The sequence below is a fragment of the Lysinibacillus sp. Y5S-8 genome (genome assembly GCF_036894365.1).
Lineage (GTDB): Bacteria > Bacillota > Bacilli > Bacillales_A > Planococcaceae > Lysinibacillus > Lysinibacillus fusiformis_D.
The window spans coordinates 3272527-3295220 of the sequence record NZ_CP145889.1; the positions used below are offsets into that span (position 1 = coordinate 3272527).

Annotated in this window: 26 protein-coding genes, 2 pseudogenes and 1 other annotated feature; of the genes and pseudogenes, 5 read left to right on the forward strand and 23 right to left on the reverse strand. The window is 38.7% G+C overall.

Annotated elements, in window-relative coordinates; genetic code table 11:
* Nucleotides 1-79: 79 nt before the first annotated feature.
* The 9 genes and pseudogenes from V6670_RS15895 to V6670_RS15935 form a co-directional block, all read right to left on the reverse strand.
* Complete coding sequence (locus V6670_RS15895) at nt 80-2494, reverse strand: virulence-associated E family protein (protein ID WP_338651636.1); 2415 nt, start codon at nt 2492-2494, stop codon at nt 80-82.
* 18 nt (nt 2495-2512) lie between these two features.
* Nucleotides 2513-2938 carry a hypothetical protein gene (locus V6670_RS15900; protein WP_338651637.1) on the reverse strand — a complete coding sequence of 142 codons (426 nt, stop codon included), beginning with the start codon at nt 2936-2938 and terminating at the stop codon, nt 2513-2515.
* 12 nt (nt 2939-2950) lie between these two features.
* Nucleotides 2951-4918, reverse strand: a complete 1968-nt coding sequence (locus V6670_RS15905; protein WP_338654657.1) for a DNA polymerase — start codon at nt 4916-4918, stop codon at nt 2951-2953.
* Nucleotides 4918-5733, reverse strand: coding sequence for a DUF2815 family protein (locus V6670_RS15910; RefSeq protein ID WP_338651638.1), 816 nt, complete (start codon nt 5731-5733; stop codon nt 4918-4920). The genes V6670_RS15905 and V6670_RS15910 overlap by 1 nt, the downstream gene beginning before the upstream one ends.
* Nucleotides 5734-5759: 26 nt before the next feature.
* Nucleotides 5760-6935: a DUF2800 domain-containing protein gene (locus V6670_RS15915; RefSeq protein WP_338651639.1), complete on the reverse strand. Its 1176-nt coding sequence runs from the start codon at nt 6933-6935 to the stop codon at nt 5760-5762.
* Nucleotides 6932-7411, reverse strand: a complete 480-nt coding sequence (locus V6670_RS15920) for a hypothetical protein (RefSeq protein WP_338651640.1) — start codon at nt 7409-7411, stop codon at nt 6932-6934. The genes V6670_RS15915 and V6670_RS15920 overlap by 4 nt, the downstream gene beginning before the upstream one ends.
* An 85-nt stretch (nt 7412-7496) precedes the next feature.
* Complete coding sequence (locus V6670_RS15925) at nt 7497-7655, reverse strand: hypothetical protein (protein ID WP_131522500.1); 159 nt, start codon at nt 7653-7655, stop codon at nt 7497-7499.
* A gap of 5 nt (nt 7656-7660) precedes the next feature.
* Nucleotides 7661-7912 carry a DNA-entry nuclease gene (locus tag V6670_RS15930; RefSeq protein WP_338651641.1) on the reverse strand — a complete coding sequence of 84 codons (252 nt, stop codon included), beginning with the start codon at nt 7910-7912 and terminating at the stop codon, nt 7661-7663.
* A gap of 117 nt (nt 7913-8029) precedes the next feature.
* Nucleotides 8030-8182 (reverse strand): annotated as a pseudogene (locus V6670_RS15935) (AbrB/MazE/SpoVT family DNA-binding domain-containing protein); the annotation flags it as partial.
* Between the two features lie 60 nt (nt 8183-8242).
* Between V6670_RS15935 and V6670_RS15940 the strand changes: the two are divergent.
* Nucleotides 8243-8530 (forward strand): hypothetical protein, encoded by a 288-nt coding sequence (locus V6670_RS15940; protein ID WP_338651642.1) that lies wholly within the window; start codon nt 8243-8245, stop codon nt 8528-8530.
* Here V6670_RS15940 and V6670_RS15945 read toward each other — a convergent pair.
* From V6670_RS15945 to V6670_RS15960, 4 genes are all read right to left on the reverse strand, one after another.
* Nucleotides 8517-8918, reverse strand: a complete 402-nt coding sequence (locus tag V6670_RS15945) for a DUF6877 family protein (RefSeq protein ID WP_338651643.1) — start codon at nt 8916-8918, stop codon at nt 8517-8519. The genes V6670_RS15940 and V6670_RS15945 overlap by 14 nt on opposite strands.
* An 85-nt stretch (nt 8919-9003) precedes the next feature.
* Nucleotides 9004-9222, reverse strand: a complete 219-nt coding sequence (locus V6670_RS15950) for a helix-turn-helix domain-containing protein (protein WP_338651644.1) — start codon at nt 9220-9222, stop codon at nt 9004-9006.
* Between the two features lie 35 nt (nt 9223-9257).
* Nucleotides 9258-9440 (reverse strand): helix-turn-helix transcriptional regulator, encoded by a 183-nt coding sequence (locus V6670_RS15955; protein WP_058844894.1) that lies wholly within the window; start codon nt 9438-9440, stop codon nt 9258-9260.
* Nucleotides 9425-9637 carry a helix-turn-helix transcriptional regulator gene (locus V6670_RS15960; RefSeq protein ID WP_338651645.1) on the reverse strand — a complete coding sequence of 71 codons (213 nt, stop codon included), beginning with the start codon at nt 9635-9637 and terminating at the stop codon, nt 9425-9427. The genes V6670_RS15955 and V6670_RS15960 overlap by 16 nt, the downstream gene beginning before the upstream one ends.
* 92 nt (nt 9638-9729) lie before the next feature.
* On the opposite strand from V6670_RS15960, the gene V6670_RS15965 reads away from it, so the two are divergent.
* Nucleotides 9730-10005 (forward strand): hypothetical protein, encoded by a 276-nt coding sequence (locus tag V6670_RS15965; RefSeq protein WP_338651646.1) that lies wholly within the window; start codon nt 9730-9732, stop codon nt 10003-10005.
* Here the strand turns inward: V6670_RS15965 and V6670_RS15970 are convergent.
* Nucleotides 10002-10226, reverse strand: coding sequence for a hypothetical protein (locus tag V6670_RS15970; RefSeq protein ID WP_338651647.1), 225 nt, complete (start codon nt 10224-10226; stop codon nt 10002-10004). The genes V6670_RS15965 and V6670_RS15970 overlap by 4 nt on opposite strands.
* A gap of 394 nt (nt 10227-10620) precedes the next feature.
* Here V6670_RS15970 and V6670_RS15975 point away from each other — a divergent pair, with 394 nt between their 5' ends.
* From V6670_RS15975 to V6670_RS15985, 3 genes are all read left to right on the forward strand, one after another.
* Complete coding sequence (locus V6670_RS15975) at nt 10621-10962, forward strand: helix-turn-helix transcriptional regulator (RefSeq protein ID WP_058844891.1); 342 nt, start codon at nt 10621-10623, stop codon at nt 10960-10962.
* A gap of 3 nt (nt 10963-10965) precedes the next feature.
* The gene (locus V6670_RS15980) at nt 10966-11433 is read left to right on the forward strand and encodes an ImmA/IrrE family metallo-endopeptidase (RefSeq protein WP_338651648.1); all 468 of its coding nucleotides are present in this window, start codon (nt 10966-10968) and stop codon (nt 11431-11433) included.
* A 110-nt stretch (nt 11434-11543) separates the two neighbouring features.
* Complete coding sequence (locus tag V6670_RS15985; protein ID WP_338651649.1) at nt 11544-12722, forward strand: tyrosine-type recombinase/integrase; 1179 nt, start codon at nt 11544-11546, stop codon at nt 12720-12722.
* A gap of 78 nt (nt 12723-12800) precedes the next feature.
* Here V6670_RS15985 and radC read toward each other — a convergent pair.
* The 9 genes and pseudogenes from radC to V6670_RS16030 form a co-directional block, all read right to left on the reverse strand.
* Nucleotides 12801-13265: pseudogene (gene radC / locus V6670_RS15990) on the reverse strand (DNA repair protein RadC); the annotation flags it as partial.
* Nucleotides 13266-13298: 33 nt separating this feature from the next.
* On the reverse strand, nt 13299-13892 hold the full coding sequence (locus V6670_RS15995; RefSeq protein WP_089934701.1) for a Maf family protein: 594 nt from the start codon (nt 13890-13892) through the stop codon (nt 13299-13301).
* A gap of 98 nt (nt 13893-13990) precedes the next feature.
* Nucleotides 13991-14635 (reverse strand): hypothetical protein, encoded by a 645-nt coding sequence (locus V6670_RS16000; RefSeq protein WP_141905015.1) that lies wholly within the window; start codon nt 14633-14635, stop codon nt 13991-13993.
* Between the two features lie 199 nt (nt 14636-14834).
* Nucleotides 14835-16085: a folylpolyglutamate synthase/dihydrofolate synthase family protein gene (locus V6670_RS16005; protein WP_338651650.1), complete on the reverse strand. Its 1251-nt coding sequence runs from the start codon at nt 16083-16085 to the stop codon at nt 14835-14837.
* A complete protein-coding gene (locus V6670_RS16010; protein ID WP_186436208.1) occupies nt 16082-17362 on the reverse strand; it encodes a folylpolyglutamate synthase/dihydrofolate synthase family protein in 1281 nt (426 codons plus the stop codon). The genes V6670_RS16005 and V6670_RS16010 overlap by 4 nt, the downstream gene beginning before the upstream one ends.
* A gap of 364 nt (nt 17363-17726) precedes the next feature.
* Entirely contained in the window at nt 17727-17885 is a 159-nt protein-coding gene (locus V6670_RS16015) for a hypothetical protein (protein ID WP_338651651.1), read from the reverse strand.
* Nucleotides 17886-18112: 227 nt separating this feature from the next.
* Complete coding sequence (locus V6670_RS16020; protein WP_141905012.1) at nt 18113-20758, reverse strand: valine--tRNA ligase; 2646 nt, start codon at nt 20756-20758, stop codon at nt 18113-18115.
* A gap of 81 nt (nt 20759-20839) precedes the next feature.
* Nucleotides 20840-21098, reverse strand: a binding site (T-box leader).
* Nucleotides 21099-21370: 272 nt separating this feature from the next.
* Complete coding sequence (locus V6670_RS16025) at nt 21371-22045, reverse strand: valyl-tRNA synthetase (protein ID WP_186436207.1); 675 nt, start codon at nt 22043-22045, stop codon at nt 21371-21373.
* 169 nt (nt 22046-22214) lie between these two features.
* Entirely contained in the window at nt 22215-22661 is a 447-nt protein-coding gene (locus tag V6670_RS16030) for an SRPBCC family protein (RefSeq protein ID WP_036124000.1), read from the reverse strand.
* Nucleotides 22662-22694: the final 33 nt, after the last annotated feature.

Below are 22694 nucleotides of genomic sequence, written 5' to 3' on the forward strand. Positions count from 1 at the left end.
TTTACAAATTTTAGGTAAGTATACAAAATAGCCAAAGTATACGCATGTTTAAGATGGAAAGTATACAAAAATCGACCATTCAACCTTTAACATATCCACCTTTTACTAATCCATAAGGGCCGAATCTAAAAGGATTAGAACGCTTTTCCCAACCTTCTATTTTTCCAATTGCATCGTTTATCGCGATTGAATCTGTTCGCCTCATGTTACGAATTTCACCCTGTAAACACTCAACCCATATCTCAACTGCACAAATCCGATCACGTTCTACTAGTTGGATATCAGACTTGCCAAACTCACTTGACCAATACAATTTTCGTTCACTAACATCTTTTTTCTGCCAATCTAAAGGCACTTTACGTTCTACAAATTCACGAATAAGACTTTCACGCGGATCCTGTTCTGAATGGCTCTCCTGTTGACGCTGTGCTTCATCTAACAATTCGCCAGTTAATATCAGCGACTCGCCCAGCCGCCAATACATCACGGCCTCAGCCCATAACTGATCCACTTCGCTACTTAAATGCTGAAACACGCTTTTTACATTCTTCTGTATACCAACATCAATTGGCCAAAATCTCCGGCCACCGGTTGAATCTCGTAAATAATCACTTCTATTACTAGTACCAAAGAAAACACAGCTACGAGGATGCTTTTCAGTTTTTGCGGCATAAGCTGCTCGGTAATGGTCAAATGTACGACTCAGGAAACCTTTAATGGTTGTTAAATCTGATCGATTATAAGCGCTCATTTCTCCCACTTCTACAATCCAAGTACCTTGAAGTAACTCTGCAGCCTCTTTCCCCTCAAACGTTTCAATGCTGTTACTGAACCAAGCTTTCCCCATTATTTGAATTAAGGTAGTTTTCCCTAACCCTTGTGCCCCTGTTAATACTGGCATTGTGTCATATTTACAACCTGGAACCATTGCCCTTGATACTGCAGCAACAAATGATTTACGTGTCACAGCACGCACATATGGCGTATCAGCTGCGCCAAGATATTCAATAAATAGCGCCTCTAATCGTTTCACACCATCCCAGGTAACATTGTTTAAGTATTCCGTAACAGGATTAAACCGGTTACGTGCAGCACACTGATTTAAAGCCGGTTTAATCTTGTCTCTTGACTGAAAACCTAGTACCTTTTCCAAATAGATTGCTAGGCCAAAATCATCGTTTTCACCCCATTGAAATGAATCTTGTTCCTGATCGCGAGGCGCCCAGGGCATCGGTGCAAAACCAACAATGGCATTTGCAAATTCATCTAACCGGATCCGGCCACGTAAATTTGTGTCACCTTCTAAAGTAATCAACACATTTTCGCTTGTTCTTTGCGGTTGGCCATTTGCAGGATTTAATTTTAATTTGTGAATCCAACTCACTTCATCACCTGCTGTTACTGCATTTCCTGGTTGGCCAAAGTCTGCAACTGCACGTTCATAGCGTTCCTGGTTCATGATGGCCGCAACACCTGCGTCATTTAAAGCGAATGAACTCATTTGCACGAAAGAAGGTAATTTATTTACTGGTGTATCGGCCTTTGCTTCATCATCTAAATCGCTGTATTTATGCAATCGTACCAAGTCAAAAGCATTTACTAATTTCCCACTACACGGATCTGTAGCATGATGCGAGAAAAGGAATAAGCCCTCTTCATAAATAACAGCACCACCAACGGTTGATCCTTCAATAAATGTATAACGTCCACTGCCATCATCTGTTGGTGTATAGACACCGGGTAAAAATGCCTCAATGGCTGCGTGAATATCGTATTGACGACAAAAGGCACCGATTACACCGCGCTTTTCTAATGGATTCCCTTGTTTGGCTGCTAAACGGACATGCGTTTGCCCTGCCCCTGGTACTTCTGGCCATTCCTGAATGTTGCGCCAGTCACCGTACATAGCAAGCACACCATCAGCGTCTAAAAACGGCTTATCCCCAAACTGAAATACGTATTGGCTATCAGCTGAACAACTCGGCCAATACATCAGCCTTGAAGCTTCAAACGTTGTAGGATCCGCAAAAGAAATCCCAATAATTGATGCTATTTTACGTGCTAAAGGCTCGTATTCATCAGCTGTAACAGTTCTACTAAATGGAACAAGCACGCGTAAACGTGGCTTGCTCTCATGGTGTTTACGCGTGCTATACGTTAAATAAGCACACCCTAAGCCTTCTAACCTTCTTAGCACATCTTGCGTACCGCTAGAAGGAATATTGTCTAAATCCAGCGTTAAAATGTCGCGACTTAATACGTTAGTAGCTTTACGTCTGTTATTCAGTAATTCACCTGCTACAAAGCCCCCAACATCTTTTAGTTCGTCCTGTTCGGATTTAGGCATTTTCAGATATTCTTCTAACGTTTCTGTGCCTCGTATTGGTGTTCTTAATCGTTCAATAAATTCCGACCAATATAATTTTTGAGCAGGCCATACAGTCGCTTTCCTGCTGCCAGCTGCCGATATTGTTATTTGCCTGTTATTTTGCATAGCAGCATTCATCCTTCCTTATGCCATGGCCTTTTCAAGCTTTACCACTCTATAAGTTTCTTCTATTAAAGGGATCTCAAAGAGTAGGTACCGATCCAAGGCATAAAAAATCATTTTCCCTTTGGACTGATCCAGTAGTTTTTTGGACCAATAGCGCAATTCTAGCCCTTCACTTGTTTCAACTAATTCGTGGTCAAACTGTTTTAATTTCTTCAAGAAAGCATCAAGAATAAATACGTTTACCACAGAACCATTTGAAAGTTTTCGGGGCTTTATTTTTTTAATATCAAACTGTGAAATTGTATTTTGAAGCTTGGCCAACTGATTTTCTAAATTCCATTCTTTATCACGGTCAATGTTTTGCGCTCTTAATTTCCCTTTAATGCTTTGTGCCTCTGATCGTAATTTTTTAATGATAGAATTAAAATGATCTTCATAGGACATACTTTCACCCTCCTAATCTTTCATATAGTAAGCCGAAATAAATCCATCGGCATTTAGAGGTAATCCTGGCGCCCAGGCTATAGGATGACCCATAATGGCTGCCACTTTATCTAAATCAGCTAAATGCACCGGCACATCAAGTACAACCTCGTCATGAATGTGCATTACGGTTTCATAGCCGGATATTTCTAATCGTTTTAATGTTTCAGCCAAACAATCGCGAGCAATCGCTTGTACAATATTCTCAACAAGCTTTCCTCCGTATGTTCCAACCTTGCTCCACTTCTTAGTCGTTTGATCCATGCCCCAATAATGGATAGCTTCTTTACCAAAATCATTTTCAGCAAGAAAAGGTTTTGCATAGTACAATTTGCGGCCACTTGGTAGCGTGACAGTTAAGAAATCTAATCCGTTTTGAATATCGCTTTCCCTTGCGAATAGTAAACCTTTCACACCCACTGGTTGCCCTGTCCGTAATACTGCAAGGGCTGCATTTTCTAGCGAATACCACAAATCTACGATTCTTTTATTTGAAGACCGCCAGCGCCTTACAATGTCCGGTAACTCGTCTTCTGATAAACCGTTATTTAAGGCACCCATTTGTATAAGCGCACCGGATCCCCCTTGATACCCTAAAGCAAGTTCGGCCACTTTCCCTTTTTGTCGTAACTCATACTCAGGATTGCCCTTTTTAATCAGTTCAAGAGGAACACCGAACATCTGTGAGGCTGAGGCTTCGTAAATCTTGCCATGCGTATTGAACACATCTAAACGCCATTGCTCACCTGCTAACCAGGCAATGACACGCGCCTCAATAGCACTAAAATCTGAAATTAACAAGGTATTACCCTTACTTGGGATAAATGCTGTTCTTACAAGCTGTGATAACGTATCAGGCACATTTCCATAAATGAGTTTAAGGGTTTCAACTTTCTTAGCACTTACAAGATCTCTAGCAAGCCCCAATGTATCCAGGTAATTCCGTGGTAAGTTTTGTACCTGAACTAACCGGCCCGCCCATCTCCCTGTCCGGTTTGCTCCGTAGTGCTGCAATAGTCCTCTTACTCGCCCATCTTCGCCAACGGCTGCCATCATTGCTTGGTATTTCTTTACGCTTGTTTTTGAAAGCTCTTGTCGGATCTCTAAGACTCGTTTTACTTCATCGGTTGATTCATTTATTAATTTCGAAACTGTATCTTTTTGAAGATTTTCAACTTTGATTCCCTTGCTTTCTAGCCATTCTGTAAGCTGTTGTGTACTGTTAGGATTAGATAATTTTGTGATATTTGAGGCTTCAATAGTTAGTGCTGCAGTAGTTAAGGCATCAACATGTAAAGCACCATTTACTAGCTCCTGATCAATCTTTACCCCTCTTAAATTTATTCGCTGATCCAACTCCCAAAGTTGCTGTTCAGCTTGAGGTACTGGAAAACGGTATAATCGGTTCGCGATTTCTTTCTCAACTTCAACGTCCTGCACGCAATAATCTTTAAAAAGCAGCCATTTTTCAGGTTCATGATGAGGTAATGTGCGAGTACGCCCTCCGTTTTTCTTGTTTGGCTTTGTCGGTGTACAAAACAGTTTAATCAGGGCTGTACCTGCAGTCATTTTCCTTTTATCTTGCGGTAAACCCAGGGCAACAGCTGTTGGCCCAAGTCCAGTTGTAAATCCGCAATACAAGCCGTGAAACATCGTACAGCGCCATTGATCTAAAGGCGTTTTAAAGAACTTACTCAACGAGTACCATTCAAAGGCTGCGTTATATGCGTTTTTTGTTACATAAGGATCCGCCAAAGCTTGAACAATGTTTTGTGGTATCGTTTCACCCTGTGCTAAATCAATAATCTGAGTAGGTTGACCGTTCACTGAGTACGCAAAAAGCAGTATTTGAAAATCGGGGGATTGCACATATTTGTACAATCCCGCCTTTTTAATATCAACGCTACTAAACGTCTCAATGTCGATATTTAATGTTTGAATCATAGCCCATACACGCCACCAATTGGCGCGCCAGTGATTGGGTCAAACTGTTGTTGAGGCTGTTGTGCCGGTTGTTGCTGTTGTTGGCCATAACCTGGTTGTTGCATTGGTGGCTGTTGACCATACATCGGTTGTGCCGGTGGCTGTTGTTGATATTGAGGTTGTTGTCCGTAACCTGGTTGCACTGGTGGTTGTTGGCCATATTGTGGTGGTTGATTGAATGGCAATTGTGACGGATCCACTTGTACACCTGGCGCGCCTCCTGCACCTGGGCCGAAATCATCTGCTGCAGCTGGAGCTGACCCACCTAGTGGCTCCCCATCACGTGTTTTTTGAACGTTTGTACTTAAGTAGCAGCCAACACCTTTTTTACCCATTGAGGCATAAGGAGCTAAATTGATAGCAACACGTGCATACATACCGCTGTAGACCTCTGTCGGATCAAGAATTGGATTAAGGTTAATGTCTACAATTTTAGGCGGTTGGTCTACGCTTGAACTTGCTGAGATTACCCAGTGTCCACGGCATTCTTCTCCAAAGGACGTTCCGTCAGATTTAACACCGTCACCATCATGAATCGGAGTAGGTACAACAGGAGGCATTACCCCTCCCCATTTATTGGCTTTACCTTGCATTTTTGCAGCCTCAATTGCTGCGTCAATGCGCTGTTTAGTTGCAAAATCATTTTTGGGAATTAACAAAGTCACGCTGTATTTTGGTTCGCCTCCGAATTGACTTTCGCGAGGTTTTAATAAATTCACATAGCTTAAACGTACTTCACCTGTAATAACTCGAGTTGGATTTTGATTTGTCATAATTTCATTTCTCCTTTTTTGTTTTATTAGCTAAAATCGCTTGCTGCATCAGGCGCATTAAACACCTGTTTACGTTTATCACTTATCGGTGCAAGCGTTGGTTTACCTGCAGACTTCTGAACCAGCCCTGGTTCTTCTAGCAAACTTCTAAACTGTTCTGTCTTTAATACTTTTTCAATTTTTGCGACTGTTAATGGTACGCGATCATAGAGCAATGCTTCATCGATGCCATTTTCCTTAAGGTGTGCAAATGCTTTATCTAAATCTGTAAAAGATCGTGAACCTCTACCTTCTACAGCTTTCCATCCTGAAATCTCTGCACCTTTTAAACTTTCTGCCAGTGCGAAATCTTTTAAGGCTTTAACCCAGGATTCAATACCTTCTGCGCGTTGAAGAATCTCTCCAATATCTGCATTTGTTAATAGCCCTGGATGCATTGAAGTAAAATCTTCGAGTGCTGTATATTGTTCAGCACGTGCCTTGCATTGTGCTTTAGCTTTACAGAATTTACAATGCTCACCAGGTACAAAATCACCCTCCCCATTAAAAGCTTGTTGGGCAATCCGTTTTATTTCTTCGCCCCATGCAAGCAATTCATCAGCTGCAAGGTCAAACTCTGAAATACTATTTAAACGAGGTTGAATGATTGCCAGTTTAATAGCCTTGATTGGATACAAAAAGCTGTATTCTAGCAAAGCACCTAACGCATATAGCTTCATTTGAGGATTGTTTTCAGCACTCACCAGAACACCTTTACCGTATTTAAAATCGGTAACATATAATGTGTCACCGCTGATAATTAAGCAGTCGACTGTACCAAAGCCCTCAGGTGCATATGTGCTATAATCAATTCTTTTTTCTACAGCAACGTAAGGGATTGATTTCATGCCGATAGTTAGGCCCTTCAAGTATTCCAGGTATGTGTCAGTGTGTTTTAACATTTCATCTTGAAACAACTCATGCTTTTTCATCTTGTTCAGACGAGTATTAAAAGTACGTTGACTCATGGGCTCCATATAATATTTACGGAGCTTTAATTCAGCAATTTCATGCGCTAGTGTTCCTTCTTCTGCATAGGTAGAAGTAGATTCCGGAAACTGTTCTTCTAAACGAACACTAGGCGTACAATTCAACCAACGAGACGATGCTGAGGCTGAGAGTAACGCGTGCGCCCTCTCAGCGTGCTTTATTTCCTTTGTCATATGTTCGCACCTAATTCACGTAATTTTGTTGCAAATGCGCCATACTGCTCTTGTGGTAAAGCTGTTAAAGCTTGTACACCGAATGTGGCTAGAAGTTGCATTAATTGATCTCGTTTGCCAGTGTCCATAAGTTGAGTTGCAGCTACAGCCAATTGGTCCATTGAATAAGCTGTTTGTGAAGTTGGTACAGATTGTTGAGGCATTGCCTGTTGTTGCTGTACTGGTTGCGTGGGTTGTGCCATTGGTTGTTGCTGTGGCACCTGCTGCATTGGTTGCTGAACTGGCGTAGAAGTTGGAACAGCTGCAGGTTGTACAGGTTGCTGAATTTGTTCAGGCATCGGCTGTTGTTGAGGTAATGATTGTGGTTCGCTAACAACCGGTGCAATATTCACAACGTTATTTCCTTGTAGTGCAGAAGCTAAGTTATTCAGGGCCTTTTCAAGACCAGGTGCTTGTATAGATAATGTAAAATTCATATATGTTTACCTCTTTTCATGTTATAGTGTTGATATTGGTGTATTACATGTGAGCCTATGACCGGTGCAACGGTGTGGGCTCATTTTATTTCGCAAGAAGCATTTCACCTTTTAGATGTTCTGTAAGGTAATCATCTAAATTACTTTCTAAGACAACCGATTCACCAAAAATATAATAAATATCCCCTTTTTGAATTTCAGTACCATACATATCTTCGATTGGATAATCTTCAACTGTTTTCAAACAACTCACCTACCAATGCTTTTTAAGATTTTTATAGTAATGGAACAAACTTTTTTTCTTAAATAATCCACTTTTGATCGAATAGTGTGTTCTGTTCTCCCAATGGCGAATGATATTGTTCTAGCGTGATCTACCTCATAAAACTTACAAATGTATTCAAGTTCCGACTCACTAAAAGGTTTACCATGAGAAAAATGAAATTCTGGATGGTACTGCATACGTCCATGTTTGTCATAAGTAATATCATCTACAATCATTAGACTCAGCCCCTACCGAATTAATTTAATTGCACGATCAATTGTCTCAAGCATATTTGGATTTTTAGCATTGGCAGCCATCTTCTTCAAATTAGCAATTACTTCGTCCTTTTCAGCATTTGGCTGATATTTTTTTAAGATGATGTTTTTGTTATCTATATAGATTTCTAAGGCATCCTTTTCTTCAATACCTAATGTGCGACGTAACTCCTTTGGAAGGACCACACGCCCTAAATCATCCACTTTACGAACAATACCTGTTGATTTCATTTGATTTCCTCCTTATATTTCCTTTCTGTTAAACTATTGGTAGAAAGGTAGGTGATAGAAATGTTTGAAGTTAAAAACCCCGGTAAGAAAATAAAGTCCATTTTAGAAGAACTAGGAACTAACTATGAAATTAAAGTGATTGATGCTGAACAATGTATTTACCGTAACTTACAGAATGGCTTTGATATTGAAGTTAGTGGACTCAACAATCAAAAGCAGGCGTTTAAAGCTGACATTTATGTTTGGGACTGTAGAAACGGTTCCAGAATTGTTGATAGAGTTCAAAATGTTACATCACTTAATGAATTAAAAGAAAAATTAGAAGAATTAAGCGTCAAGTATTCTTAATTTGATAAGTTTTTAATAACAACATCAGCTCTTGGCGTGTTAAGCTCTTACATTCTATTAATATTTCAGCTGCTGCCAAGAGTTCTTTGTTAATGACCTCAAACCTGCGATATAACGAATATTGTTTTTGGTCCTCCACTCTCCGCTTCTCCTTTCCACTCAAAGCTAAATAAACATTCTTGGCATAAGCGACTTGTTGCCTAACGTACGGATCTGTTTCTTTGCCACCGCTGCCAAGCCAATCCCCTATACGCTGTTTCACATCTGATAAAACGTTTAAAGGTAACTCATAGGCGATTTGGTGTAATTCATACAGCGGGCTAACGTTGCATGTTAATGCTTCACCAACCAATGCAACTGGAACTGATTTAATGTTCACTGGATTCACCTTAATGACCTCCTTTTCACTCGCTTATTCAACTCAGCCTGCTTATCCTCATCCGACATTGCTAGCCATTGTAGGTTGGTTGTGTTCATTTGGTTTCACACCCTTCCTTTTTCCACTCCCCTTGCAACCATTGGTCAATAGCATCTAAATGAAATATCCATATATGTGAAGTGAGTTTTACATGAGGTATTTCATCACTATGAATTAAATTTAAAAGAGTTGATTTTCCAATAGGACAATTATGTTCAGTTAAATACTGCATTAATTTATCTACTGTTCTTACTGCCCTAATCTTCTCAGTCATACTTTCACTTCCTCTCTAACAACTAATGGGACACGTTAAATTTCTAAAATTTTACGAATGTGTTTGATATGCTCTTGTGCTTTGGGACCCGTTTTATTACCACGAATAATGTCTGATAGATAGACATCTGAAATACCGACCAATTCTGCCAGTTTCTTTTGGCTCCACTTTCGCTTGAATAATGCTGAACGTACTAGAGCACCTAACTCTTCTGACATACCTTAGCCTCCTTTCTTAAATCATCCAAACTTACTTCTAGGGCATCTGCAATCTTACACATCACTCGAAAAGTAGGGTTAGGATTATCACTGTTTTCTATCATTTGAAGAGTAGATTCATTAACCCCTGATAGTTTTGCAAGTCGATATCTTGATAACTTACGATACTCTCTTAATTCTTTAACTCGAATTTTCAATATATAGTGCACTCCTCATTTGATTACCACAATATATTGTGTTACATTGATATTAAAGCTATTAAATTACCATCTAAAAAGGAGACTATACCTTGACTGTATACTTAATCTCGTATGACCTTAATAAATCTGATAAGAATTACGAAGGTGTAATAAAAGCTATTAAAAGTGCTTCTACAAATAATGTTTGGTGCAAACCATTAAAATCAGTATTTTTAATAAAATCTAATTTTTCAGCAAATCAAATATCAGAAATTATCAAAGCACAAGCTGATGCTAATGACGAATGGCTAGTTATAGAAGTTAAAAACAACTCGCAAGGCTGGATACAAAAAGATTTATGGGACTATATCAATAAGATGTTTTAGTTTGAACTTGGACCACGTTCACTATTTTTGCATTTGCCATTTGCAGTTTCTGGAATAAAGTTCAGTTTCTTTTCATTTGGCAAAAGTTTGTACACTTCAACCATTACTAATGTGAGTTGCGTTAATTCAGATTCGCTTACTACATTGACACTGCGCTCTGCTAGCAATTCCAGTTGCTGGCGGAGTATTTCTTCATTGGTTAGCTTTTTGCTCTCCTTCATCCTTCTCACCTCATTTCCGCCTGTTCTAACGTTGCTACCGTCACATCAGCTATAAGTAGAAATAGATATACCGTCATGGGCTCGGTATCACAGCGCTTCAACTAATTGGAAGTTATAAGCTAAATTATTAGCTTATAGCATTGACAACAATTACTCTGTAGAGTACTATTTAAGCATAGCTAAATAAGACTTTATAAAGCCTTTGAAACCTACACTTTACCCGTTCCCCAACGAAATAATGTGTTTACATAGGTCGTATTTTTTGTACTCTTTTTTAGCTAATAACTTAGCTTATGAGATGATAATAACCCAATAGAGTACTTAAGTCAACTATTTTTATCTAGTTGTGTACTTTTTGATATATTTTATCTCTTGCTTAAAGGAGATTATTGATATGACAATGTTTGAAAGGATAAAACAATTAGCAAAAAGCAGAGGAAAAAATCTAAAACAAGTCGCTGTAGATATGGGACTTGGCGAAAACTACTTTTACACTTTAAAAACACAAAGTCCTAAAGCTGAAACATTAGAGAAGGTAGCAGATTATTTTAACGTCTCAATTGATTATCTAGTAGGACGAACAAATATAAAAAGTATTCCAGAGGATAATACGGTTCATACCATTGCTGCTCACCATGAAGGCGACGAATGGACTGAAGAAGAATTAGAAGAGATTGAAGAATTTAAACGCTTTGTAGCAATGAGACGTGAGGCGCGCAAACAAAAAGGGGAATAGCCCATGTATTTATATGATGAATTATTAAAGGAATGTGACAATTTAGATATAGAGGTATACGAAAAAAATGGCATGAAAAGTAAAGGTTTATATGCTGACAATGTCATATGGATAAACAAATTGTTACCCTCCATCATCGAAAAATACTGCATACTTACTGAAGAGATAGGACATCATCACACAACTGCTGGTGATATCCTTGATCTATCCAGTATAGAGAATCGCAAACAAGAGTTAAGGGCCCGTGCTTGGGCATACGAGAGACTTATCCCTTTTTCTAAATTAATACAAGCACACAAATTACACATAGTAAATCGCTACGAACTTGCAGATTTTCTTAATGTTACAGAAGACTTTTTAGATGCTGCCTTGGAATGGTACAAGAGTAAATACGGATTATATGTATCTATTGATAATTTCACAGTTTGCTTTGAACCCTTGGGCGTCATTGAAATGTTCGATTGGCTTTAAACACCTAAAAATTTTTTACCCTAAAACAGAACATACATTCCCTAAAGGTGGTGGTTCTCATGTGAAGTTAATAAAAAAATAGATAATAGAAAGGAGAAAGGAGAAAAGCTATGGCAAGTTATGAAATTTTAAACCCTACTAAAAAAGGTGAACCACGAATAAAAATTACCGTGGAAGAAGGCTATGATGATAGAGGACGGCGCATTCGTTTTACAAAAACTGTACGTATGAAGAGTCTATCTGATAGAGCGATTAAAAAGGCTATAAAGGAATTTGAACTTGAGGTGGCAACATCTAATAAGGTAACCAAAAACGAGGAAATTTCATTTGAAGCTTTTGTATTGGAAAAATGGATGAAGTTGCATGTGAAAAAGAATTTAAGATTAAGAACCTATCAAACTTACAATAGCACACTAACAAATTACATCATTCCATTTTTCAAAGGTATGAAATTAAGCAAGATTAAACCGATTGATATCGAGGAATTTTTTGCTTATGAGAAAGATTCAGGACGAAAAAACTTGAAAGGCAAGTATCTGATCCTGAAAAGTATATTTACGAAGGCTATAACATGGAAGTTTATCTCTAAAGAGAATGATCCCATGGAAGAAATAAAAGAACCAAATGTTGATAAGCGACATCGAGAAAAGAGTTATTACAATGAAGAGGAACTTTTGATTTTATTCAAAGTACTTGAAGGAGTGCAACCGAAACAAAGAATAGCAATAAAAATGGCAGCAGTATTAGGACTAAGACGGTCTGAAATCTTAGGTATACGCCACCACTCTGTTAATTTTAATAATAATACGATTTTAATCGATGCACAATTACATTATGATCACGAACAAAAAAAGTTCCTGCTTGGCCCTCCTAAAAACGGATTAGCCAGAACTGTTATAGTTCCAGATAAATTTATGGAGGAGATAAAAGAATATATGAAAGAACATAGGAAACAAAAAGAGTTATGCGGCGATGCATGGGAACCAGCAATCGACGAAAATGGAGAACCTCTTGATTTACTATATACCAATCCATACGGATACCCGAATCATATAAACAGTATGACAAATGAATGGGTAAAGTTATTGAAAAGGCACAATCTTGATTATATAAATTTCCACGGATTGCGGCACTCTTTCGCTTCTTTTATGGTGGCCAAAAACTCAAATATTAAAGTAATTCAAGAACAGTTAGGACACACCGATGTTAGACAAACAATCCAAACATACAGTCATTTAACAAAAGATGTAAAGTTAAAAGAACTTTCAAAGTTTGACGATATTTTATAACGTTGGTCACTTTTTGGTCACTCATTTTATATTTCCCAGTCTCTAAAGCCTTTTACACCAGTAAATATAAGACTTCTCTTCCCTGGGATGAACGATCGAGGCGTTTAAACTACCTATAAAAATGGTCTGTTTATGAATAATTTGATTCTTGATATTCAGAAAAAGAACAACAAAATGCTCTTGGTTAAGCGACGTCATATCAGGCATTAAGTAGGCTGCTGCATCTTGCGGAGAACGTATCGTAAATTTCTCAATATTTTGTTTTTGAGCCAATCGTCTACCAAGTTCAATAGCTGCGAGTAATTGAATGGCTTTCACCTCACCGATTCCTTTAATAGCCACCATTTCTTCGATGGTTGCATGCTTCAAATGATGTAAACGTTCAAACACATTTAATACTCTATTTGCAAGAGCAAGCACAGATTCTTCCTTCGTCCCTGTTCTCAATAAAATGGCGAGCAGCTCTTGATTGGATAGACTTTCAGCTCCTTGCCGTAACAGCCGTTCACGAGGACGATCCTCCATATGGACATCACGTATCATCAAACTTGGTAAAACCTCTTCCAGCAAAAATACTCACTCCTTCGCAAATTGGATAATTTGTCGTGCTACCAATTGCGAAAACAAAGCTGCAAGTGGTAGACCTACAACATTGTTATAATCTCCTTCAATTCGTTTAACTAATAGTGTGCCTACTGTCTGAATACCATAACCACCAGCTTTATCAAATGGATCTCCAGAATCTACATAGGCTTCGATTAACTCTTGTGATAAATGATGAAAAACAACTGTAGTTTCCTCTACAAAAATCGTTTCTTTTCCATTTGGTTCGATAATTGCTACCGCTGTCATAACAACATGCTTGTTGTCTGACAATCGCTGTAAATGTGAAATAGCTTCCTCACGTGTTTTTGGTTTATGTAGTAGCTCATCCTTGTAAACCACGATTGTATCTGCACCAATAATCGTGGCATTAGGTGCTTTTCTGGCTACATCACGCGTCTTTAATAGAGCCACTCCCTTTACATAATCCTGCATAGTGTTGGCTTGTACACTTGTTTCCTCCACTTCACTAGTCATTACTTCAAACGGAAGTGCTAACATGCCCAGTAATTCCTTTCTCCTTGGTGACGCAGAAGCAAGGACAAGCTTATAATTTGTTTTCAACATGATCTGACCATTCCTCCTTATCCTTATGATAACGAAGAATAGACGATTTGAAAATTTTCAAAAAATCAAGATAATGATACTTTCGCGATCTTTTATGCTTAAAACTTCACCTGAAGACATGTATTTTTAGATTGATAATGCGCAAAAACATGCAGTCGAATAATGTTAACATCGTTGGAAATAGTAGAGGCAGCCGCTCCAATTGATTGCCAATCCTCTGGTAATGTAGAGTCCTTTCCATTTTCTTTAAAATTTAATTTTGTAGCTTTTTTGTCTGCTAAGGCTGTTGGCAGTTCTGCAAGTGTTGGTTCCTTACAGCTTGCGCCACTGACAGTAAATGCTTTTTTAAAGGTTGCGGGTTCCTGTAAAAATTCTAGCTGACTTTCTTCTGTGACCATGCTTGTCCATACATAGAATTTTCCTTCAACCTGAACAATCGCACTCTCTTTTAATGCTGGGTATTCCGCAACAAAAGAACTGGCACTCTCATAATTCGAATACACACCTGCTTGACTGGCAAAAAACATAGGGGCATTAGATGTATTGGTTGTCTCACCGGCAGTTGGAATCGTCTCTGTTTTTGATTGATTATTTGCTACTTCACTACCATTTATCTTTAACGGTAACTGTGTACTGGCCTGTAACACGCCTAAAAAAATCGCCACACCTAATAAACCAACAAATCCACCAATAATCATTGCTCGAAATATTTGTTTTTTCATCACATGACTTACAATTTTCATTCATCTATCACCTCACCCTTCCACCGATCTATCCAACTAGTAACGTTGCAAAAATTCGATGACTCAATATGATATAAGTATATGTAGATTACGAAGTGTAAATGCGAGTTAATTGTGATTTGCTACAGAACTGTTGAAAGGAAAACATGGTCTCTAGCTATAAAAAAACTAGGACTCCCTCTCAAGAGTCCTAGTCGGTTTATTCTTTTAATCTATTACGTACCGCTGTTAGTAAATACAATGAGCCGGATACGATTGTTCTTTGCTGACTTAGTGACTGTGCATGTAAAAAAGGGACATAATCAACAAGGACAGCTTTGGATGCTGCATTGGAAAGGGCTAGCATTTGTTGCGCAGTCATCGCTCGCGGATTGTCAAAATCAACAAAATAAAAATTATCGCTGACCTGCTCAAAAAGGCGGAGAATCTGCTGTACGTCTTTATCTGCTAATATGCCAATAACAAATGTTATGCGCTCATTTGGAAACTCACATTGAATCGTTTCCACTAATTTTTCCGCACTTGCTGGATTATGAGCACCATCTAAAATAACACAAGGCATTATTTCTTCAAAACGTCCTAAAATAGTAGCCCTTTGCACTGCCTGACGTATAGCTGCTTCACTCGTAGGTACATCTAATACAGATGCCACTTCAAAAAATGCTGTAATGGCAAGTGCCATATTATTCGCTTGATGTGTTCCCTTCATAGACCGAGTTAGTTTTGCTATTTGGAACTGTTGCACTACATTGGTATAGCATTCTCCATCAGCTGTTGATTTGACAGTAAAATGTTGACCTAATGCTAGAACATTGGCATTTTTTCGAGCGGCTTCACCATCAACAATACGCTTAGCTTCATCTGGCAAATCACCTATAATGACGGGGCGAGATCGTTTAATAATACCTGCTTTATGACGGGCAATATGGGCAAGCGTATCGCCTAAAAATTTTGTATGTTCTAACGCGATGCTTGGGATAATGGAGACAATCGGTGTAACCACATTCGTGCTATCCAGTAACCCACCCATACCTGCTTCAATAAGCACGATATCCACGTGCTCATTCACAAAATGTAAAAATGCAGCTACAGTTAGTAATTCAAAATCCGTTAGTTTTTCACTAAGCTCTGCCTGTTGCATTTGTTGAAAAACTCGATCCATTTCAGCTTCCGTTATAGGGTGACCAGCTATTTGAATTTGATCATGTACATCCACTATACACGGAGACATAAATTTGCCTACGCGTAAGCTATGTTCTTGAGCAATTGCCTCCAGAAACGTTAACGTAGATCCTTTACCATTTGTGCCTGCTAAGTGGACAACACGCAATGTTTGCTCAGGGTTGCCTACTAAGGACAAGGCCTCTTCAATCGCCTCAAGACCAGGTTTAATCGCATCATCGCTTTTGACATGCCATTTTTCTTTATAATGATCAAGTTTTGGAATCATTGACCTTCCTCCTGTAGCCATTGTCGAACTTCTGCTATAAAGTATAAAGAACCTGTAATGACCACAATATCCTCTTCATGGCGTTCATGTAGTACAGTTTGAACAATTTCTAGCCATTCTTCGTGATGTGTTTTATGTGCATGTGTCGATAACATCGCTAAGCTCTCGGCAGGCATTGCATTGGGCAGGTTTATTTGCGTAAAGGCAATTGAAATCGCCACAGCATCCATTAGCTCTATACTGTTGGCATGATCCTTATCAGCCAATGCTGCATAAATGAATCGATATTGGTTGTTAGGATAGACATCCTTGAGTGTTTGGATTAGGGCAGCTGTACCTTCTGAATTATGAGCGCCATCTAGCACGATATGATTCGGCCATTGCTCGAAACGGCCAGCCCACTGTGCGCGTTGTAGTCCTTGACGAATTGTATCATCAGCAAAGGAAAGGTATCCGTCTTCACGTAATAAAAGTAGAGCCGTAATAGCAAGACTTGCATTATTAATTTGATGGGGACCAGCCATTTTTAAAGGTACATCCATCATCACGACCTGTTCTTTTTTATATGTAAATTGCTGATAATCTGTGCCTTGCTCACTATTTGTCACCGTAAAATCTTGTCCTAAAACGAAGCATGGTGCGTATCGTTCCTCTGCCGTGGCTTTAATAACAGCTAATGCCTCCTCATTCCCAACTCCTACTACAACTGGTACGCCTCTTTTGATGATGCCTGCTTTTTCAGTGGCAACCTTTGCGAATGTATCACCTAAAAATGCAGTATGCTCTAGCGAAATCGTTGTAATAATCGCTAAAAGCGGCGTGACAACATTGGTCGCATCTAAACGTCCTCCAAGCCCTGTTTCAATAATCGCTATATCTACTCCTTGATGGGCAAAATATTGAAACATAATCAGTGTTACTACCTCAAAAAAGCTGGGAAAATCGCCATTGTATTGCTCTTCTATAATTTTGGCTAGTTGATTGAAATAGGCTAAAAATTGCTCATCCGAGATTTGCTTGCCGTTAATAGTCATCCGTTCATTGACTCTCTCCAAATGCGGGGACGTAAATGCTCCTACTTTGTAACCCGCATGTTGTAGCATTTCTCTTAAGGCATTCACCGTAGAGCCTTTGCCATTTGAACCTGCCACATGAATTACACGTAGTTGATTGTGCGGATGACCTAAATGGGCAAGTACTTCTCGCATGAGGACAAGTGGTGCACGTTTATGATCAACTGCTTTTAATGTAAAGATAAATTTTGTACATTCGTTCATTGTGTTAAACAAAAGAAACACTCCCTCTTACTGCAATACCTTTATTTTAGTACAAGTAATGTTTAATAACATCGTTAAATAGCAAAACACTCGAAAAAACACACAGCTAGCGACTGCGTGTTAGTTTTATTTTTTCAATTAATGTACTTGGTGAGCATCTAATAGAGACCCATATTGTCTAAAATAATTTTGGCATCATTATTTAACAGCGGGAGAATATCTGGACGTTGTACTAATTCAAAGGAATTTTTTAACGTTCTTTTTAACATTTAAATATCGAAATTCGAGCAATACTCATTTATTTTTTGAATCGTTAATAAATCTGTACGTGATAACTGGATACAATTCTGTTGAGGTTTATTTGCTAATAGAGCACACGTCCACTGGCATTTAATAAACGATAATACTTTGCTTCTGATAATTTCAAGAGATTCGTTTCTATCAGTACCCTTGCACTTACAAAATCTAATTCATCACATGCTTTATTGACTTTCGTAATACTTGTTGCAATGTGTCCTGTCAACCTCAACACCTCCTTTTTTCATACAATAGGCTCTACAAAAAGGGGGCTAGCCACCCCAACTCGCCAAAACATTCAGGTTTTTTATCCTACTGAGCGAACGATAACAATAATCTATTAGACTTATCGTTTCAAATAATATTATATATTTTCACCTAATTGAACACATACCTTTTGCTCCATATAAAAAGAAGCAATGGATGACTTTACAGCCATCCATTGCTTCATCATTACATATTTTTTAATTCTTCTAAACGTTTTAACACAACAGCATGCTTGCTTTCATAATCTGCTAATTTTTCACGCTCTGCATTGACTAACGCTTCAGGTGCTTTCGATACGAACTTCTCATTTGATAGCTTACCAGTAACAAGCTTTACTTCTTTTGCCCATTTCTCTAACTCTTTTTCAAGGCGAGCAATTTCTTCCTCTAAGTTAATAAGACCAACAAGTGGTAGGAAAACTTGCGCTCCTGTGACAACAGCCGTCATTGATTGACCTGGAGCCTCTAAACCTTCACCAATAGTTAGGGCATCAGGATTACAGAATTTTTCTAAATAGCCCTGATTCGCTTCAAGAACAGCTACTGTTGCCGCATCTTTCGCTGAAATAAATAGCGGTACTTTTTTGCTCATCGGTGTATTCACTTCCGCACGAATATTACGTACTGAACGTATAATATCCATTAGGAGCTTCATATTATCTGCTTCATCAGCAAAATGAAGATCCGCACGTACTGTTGGCCATGCAGCCACTGTAATAGATTCACCTTCATGTGGTAAGTGCTGCCAAATTTCTTCTGTAATGAATGGCATAAATGGATGTAATAAACGCATTGTTTGATCCAGTACGTAAGCTAAAATAGAACGAGTAGTCTTTTTAGCTACTTCATCCTCACCGTAAAGTGGTAATTTCGCCATTTCAATATACCAAGAACAGAAATCATCCCAAATGAAATTGTATAATTCACGGCCAACTTCTCCAAATTCATAACGTTCTGCAAGAGAAGTTACACGTTCAATCGTTTCATTTAAGCGTGTTAAGATCCATTTGTCAGCAACGGATTTTTCACCTGTTAAGTCGATTTCATCATAGGTCATACCGTCCATATTCATAAGTGCGAAACGTGATGCATTCCAAATCTTATTGGCAAAATTCCATACTGCCTCTACTTTTTCAGTTGTATAGCGTAAATCTTGACCAGGTGATGAACCAGTCGCTAGGAAATAGCGTAAAGAGTCTGCACCGTATTGCTCAATAACATCCATTGGATCTACACCATTACCAAGTGATTTACTCATTTTACGACCTTCGCCATCACGTACTAAACCGTGAATTAACACATCTTTGAATGGGCGTTGACCTGTAAATTCAAGACCTTGGAAAATCATGCGAGATACCCAGAAGAAAATAATATCATATCCCGTTACTAATGTGCTGGTTGGGTAATAACGTTTATATTCTTCATTTGCCTCATCTGGCCAGCCCATTGTAGAAAACGGCCATAGCGCAGAAGAGAACCAAGTATCGAGTACATCTTCATCTTGTGTCCAATTTTTGGAATCAGCTGGAGCTTCTTTTCCTACGTAAACTTCGCCTGTTTCATTATGATACCAAGCTGGGATTTGATGGCCCCACCATAATTGACGAGAAATACACCAATCACGGATATTCTCCATCCAACGAGAATATGTGTTTTCAAAACGAGCTGGGACAAAGTTTACTTTCCCTTCTTCGTCTTTTTGAAGCTCGAGGGAAGTGTCAGCAAGTGGTTGCATTTTAACGAACCATTGTGCTGAAAGGTATGGCTCAACAACAGCACCAGAACGTTCAGAGTGACCTACTGAATGCATATGCTCTTCAATACGAATCAGCACGCCTGCTTCTTGTAAATCAGCAACAATTTGCTTACGGCATTCAAAACGATCCATCCCTTTATATTTGCCGGCAAGATCATTCATTGTACCGTCTTCATTCATCACAAGAATGCGCTCTAGGTTGTGACGATTTCCAACTTCAAAGTCGTTCGGATCATGTGCTGGTGTCATTTTTACAACTCCAGTACCAAATTCCTTATCAACATAGTCATCAGCTACAATCGGAATTTCACGACCTACAATCGGTAAAATAACTGTTTTACCAATTAAATGCTGATAGCGCTCATCGTTCGGGTGAACAGCTACCCCAGAGTCACCGAGCATTGTTTCAGGACGTGTTGTAGCAACTTCTACATATCCTGAACCATCCGCTAAAGGATATTTCATATGATAGAATGCACCTTGCACATCCTGATAAATTACCTCAATATCAGATAGTGCTGTTTTCGCTGCTGGATCCCAGTTGATAATACGTTCGCCACGGTAAATTAAACCTTTTTCATATAACTCAATAAAAACTGTTTTAACTGCATCTGAAAGACCTTTATCTAGTGTGAAACGTTCACGTGTGTAGTCTAAACCAAGGCCAAGCTTTGCCCATTGATCACGAATATGTCCAGCATATTCTTCTTTCCATTCCCATGTTTTTTCAAGGAATTTTTCACGGCCTAAATCATAACGTGTAATATTATCCTCACGCAGTTTTGCTTCTACTTTTGCTTGTGTTGCGATCCCTGCATGGTCCATACCTGGTAACCAAAGGGCATCATAGCCTTGCATGCGTTTCATACGAGTAAGGATATCTTGTAATGTTGTATCCCAAGCATGCCCAAGATGTAATTTACCTGTTACGTTCGGTGGTGGAATAACGATGGAATAAGGCTTTTTCCCACTTTCAGGCTGTGCCTCGAAAAATTTCCCTTGTAACCACCATTCATAGCGACCGGCTTCAATGGACTGTGGGTCATATTTAGTTGGCATTGAAATGTTTTCTGTCATCTTGACTCCTCCTATTGTTTGAAGACTATTGGTAAAGAAATGCTGTTCATTTTTTTACCCAATAAAAAAACTCCTCTCGTCTAAAAGGACGAAGGAGTTTTAATTCGCGGTACCACCTTTAATTCCAGCAGCGGTTAAGATCAATGCTAAATGACACATTTTCTCAGCCTTCCCTACTGGCTCTTAATTCGGTAACGGTGTTTAACCGGCTTTAACTACTGTTAGTTCACTAAAGCTGCTCAAGGGCTACCTTCAACTAAGTACAAATAGAAACTTCTCAGCTACCGTTTCCTCTCTGAAAATGTAGACATAATTTACTCTTCCCTATCATAGCATCTGTATTTGATTTTCCTTATTGTACCGCAGAATCGTGTCATTTTTCAAGTGATTTAGTCATCTTTTAGTAAGAGTAAAGTAAATAGAAAAGGAAGTGACAATTCAATGCGTCGACGCAAGTATAACCCTTGGCTTTTACCCCCTTGGCTACGACAAGTTCGTTTTTATTGTAGAACCATTATTGTGCCAATTTGTGCTTTTCAGTTTATCCGTGTCATTATTGTGCCAACATCAGGCGATTTAGTCTTCTTATTGCTCCTACTACTTCTCTGCTATTTACTTTTGAAAGACATCATTTGAAACACGGACTTTAAGCGGTGTATACTCTTCTGTTAGGTCCCAAATCATGGAAGGCACTTCATGCCAAGTGCTGGATTCACGTACAACAATATGGCTTGAGGATTCTCTCATTGCTATCTTTTGGTCAACTGTTGTAGAGGTCTCTTGGCGTGAAGCTGCTGCTACTGCGGTAGGTTGTTTCACTTGAACACTTTCCTCGATTACAGCCATTTTTTCTTCTTGATCGAAAGCATGAGCCATTAGGTGTGGATTGTCTAAAGTATCATTTTCAACAACGGGTTCATATTCGTTAAAAATACTTGTAACTGTCCACTCAAGCTGACACATCTGATTCGACAGACTAGGGCGAATATCTTTGACCATTAAATCTTTGACATCTGATTCTTTTGGTAAATCCACATGTAAAGGTACAGCATACTCAAAATAACCAGTATCTCCTTGGACATCAAGGGCATCAATTGTAATTAAATTATCATCACCTGTAAATGCTTGCATATCTTGAAAATCAAAACGAACATGTGCAGTAATATGGTAGATGCCCATTAATCGAAGTGAATCCTCTAACTGCATGGCTTGCCACTGTGGTTTAATTTGTACAGCAGCTAATTCTGTTGGACAACCATATCCAGGAAAACAAAATGTTTCTCGCATATTCCAAGTTTTTTGTTCGATAATAATCCCTCCCTTTGCATCATATGACGATTTAAAGGATAGTATGCTAGGGTGTTTCAAGTTGAACACAATTATCAATAGATACTACTAGAAAAATGGCATGCTAGAATTACTTCTAGCATGCCATTTTCATAGATGTTCTTATCATTTAAACATTAACTAATTTAATTTTATTAGCTACACGATCTGTTAGCATTTGTGTTGCCTTTGGTACGATCGGTTTAAAAATCGGATTTAACACAGGGCCAGCTAAGCCGCCAGCAACGACTTCTAAAAAGCCTGTCATTTTTGTGTTTTCAGCATCAATGCTTTCTGCAAGGAAATAGCCATTTCCAGTGAAATTATCAGAAAGACCCTTTAATTCGAATGTAACTTTTGATGGTGCTACCCATTCTAAAATCGTAATTTCTACTTGTACCGTTTTTTTCAAAACGCCAACATTGCCTTTAAAAGTCCATGTTGAATGTTTGTCATCAATCATTTCGTGTGTATTATAACCTGGGACAAGCTTTGCCCATTTTTCCATATCACTGACGAATTCCCATACATTATCAATTCCTACGGGTACTTCGACCATGTGTGTGCCAGTTGCCATATTAATTCACTACTTTCTATTATGAATAGCTAT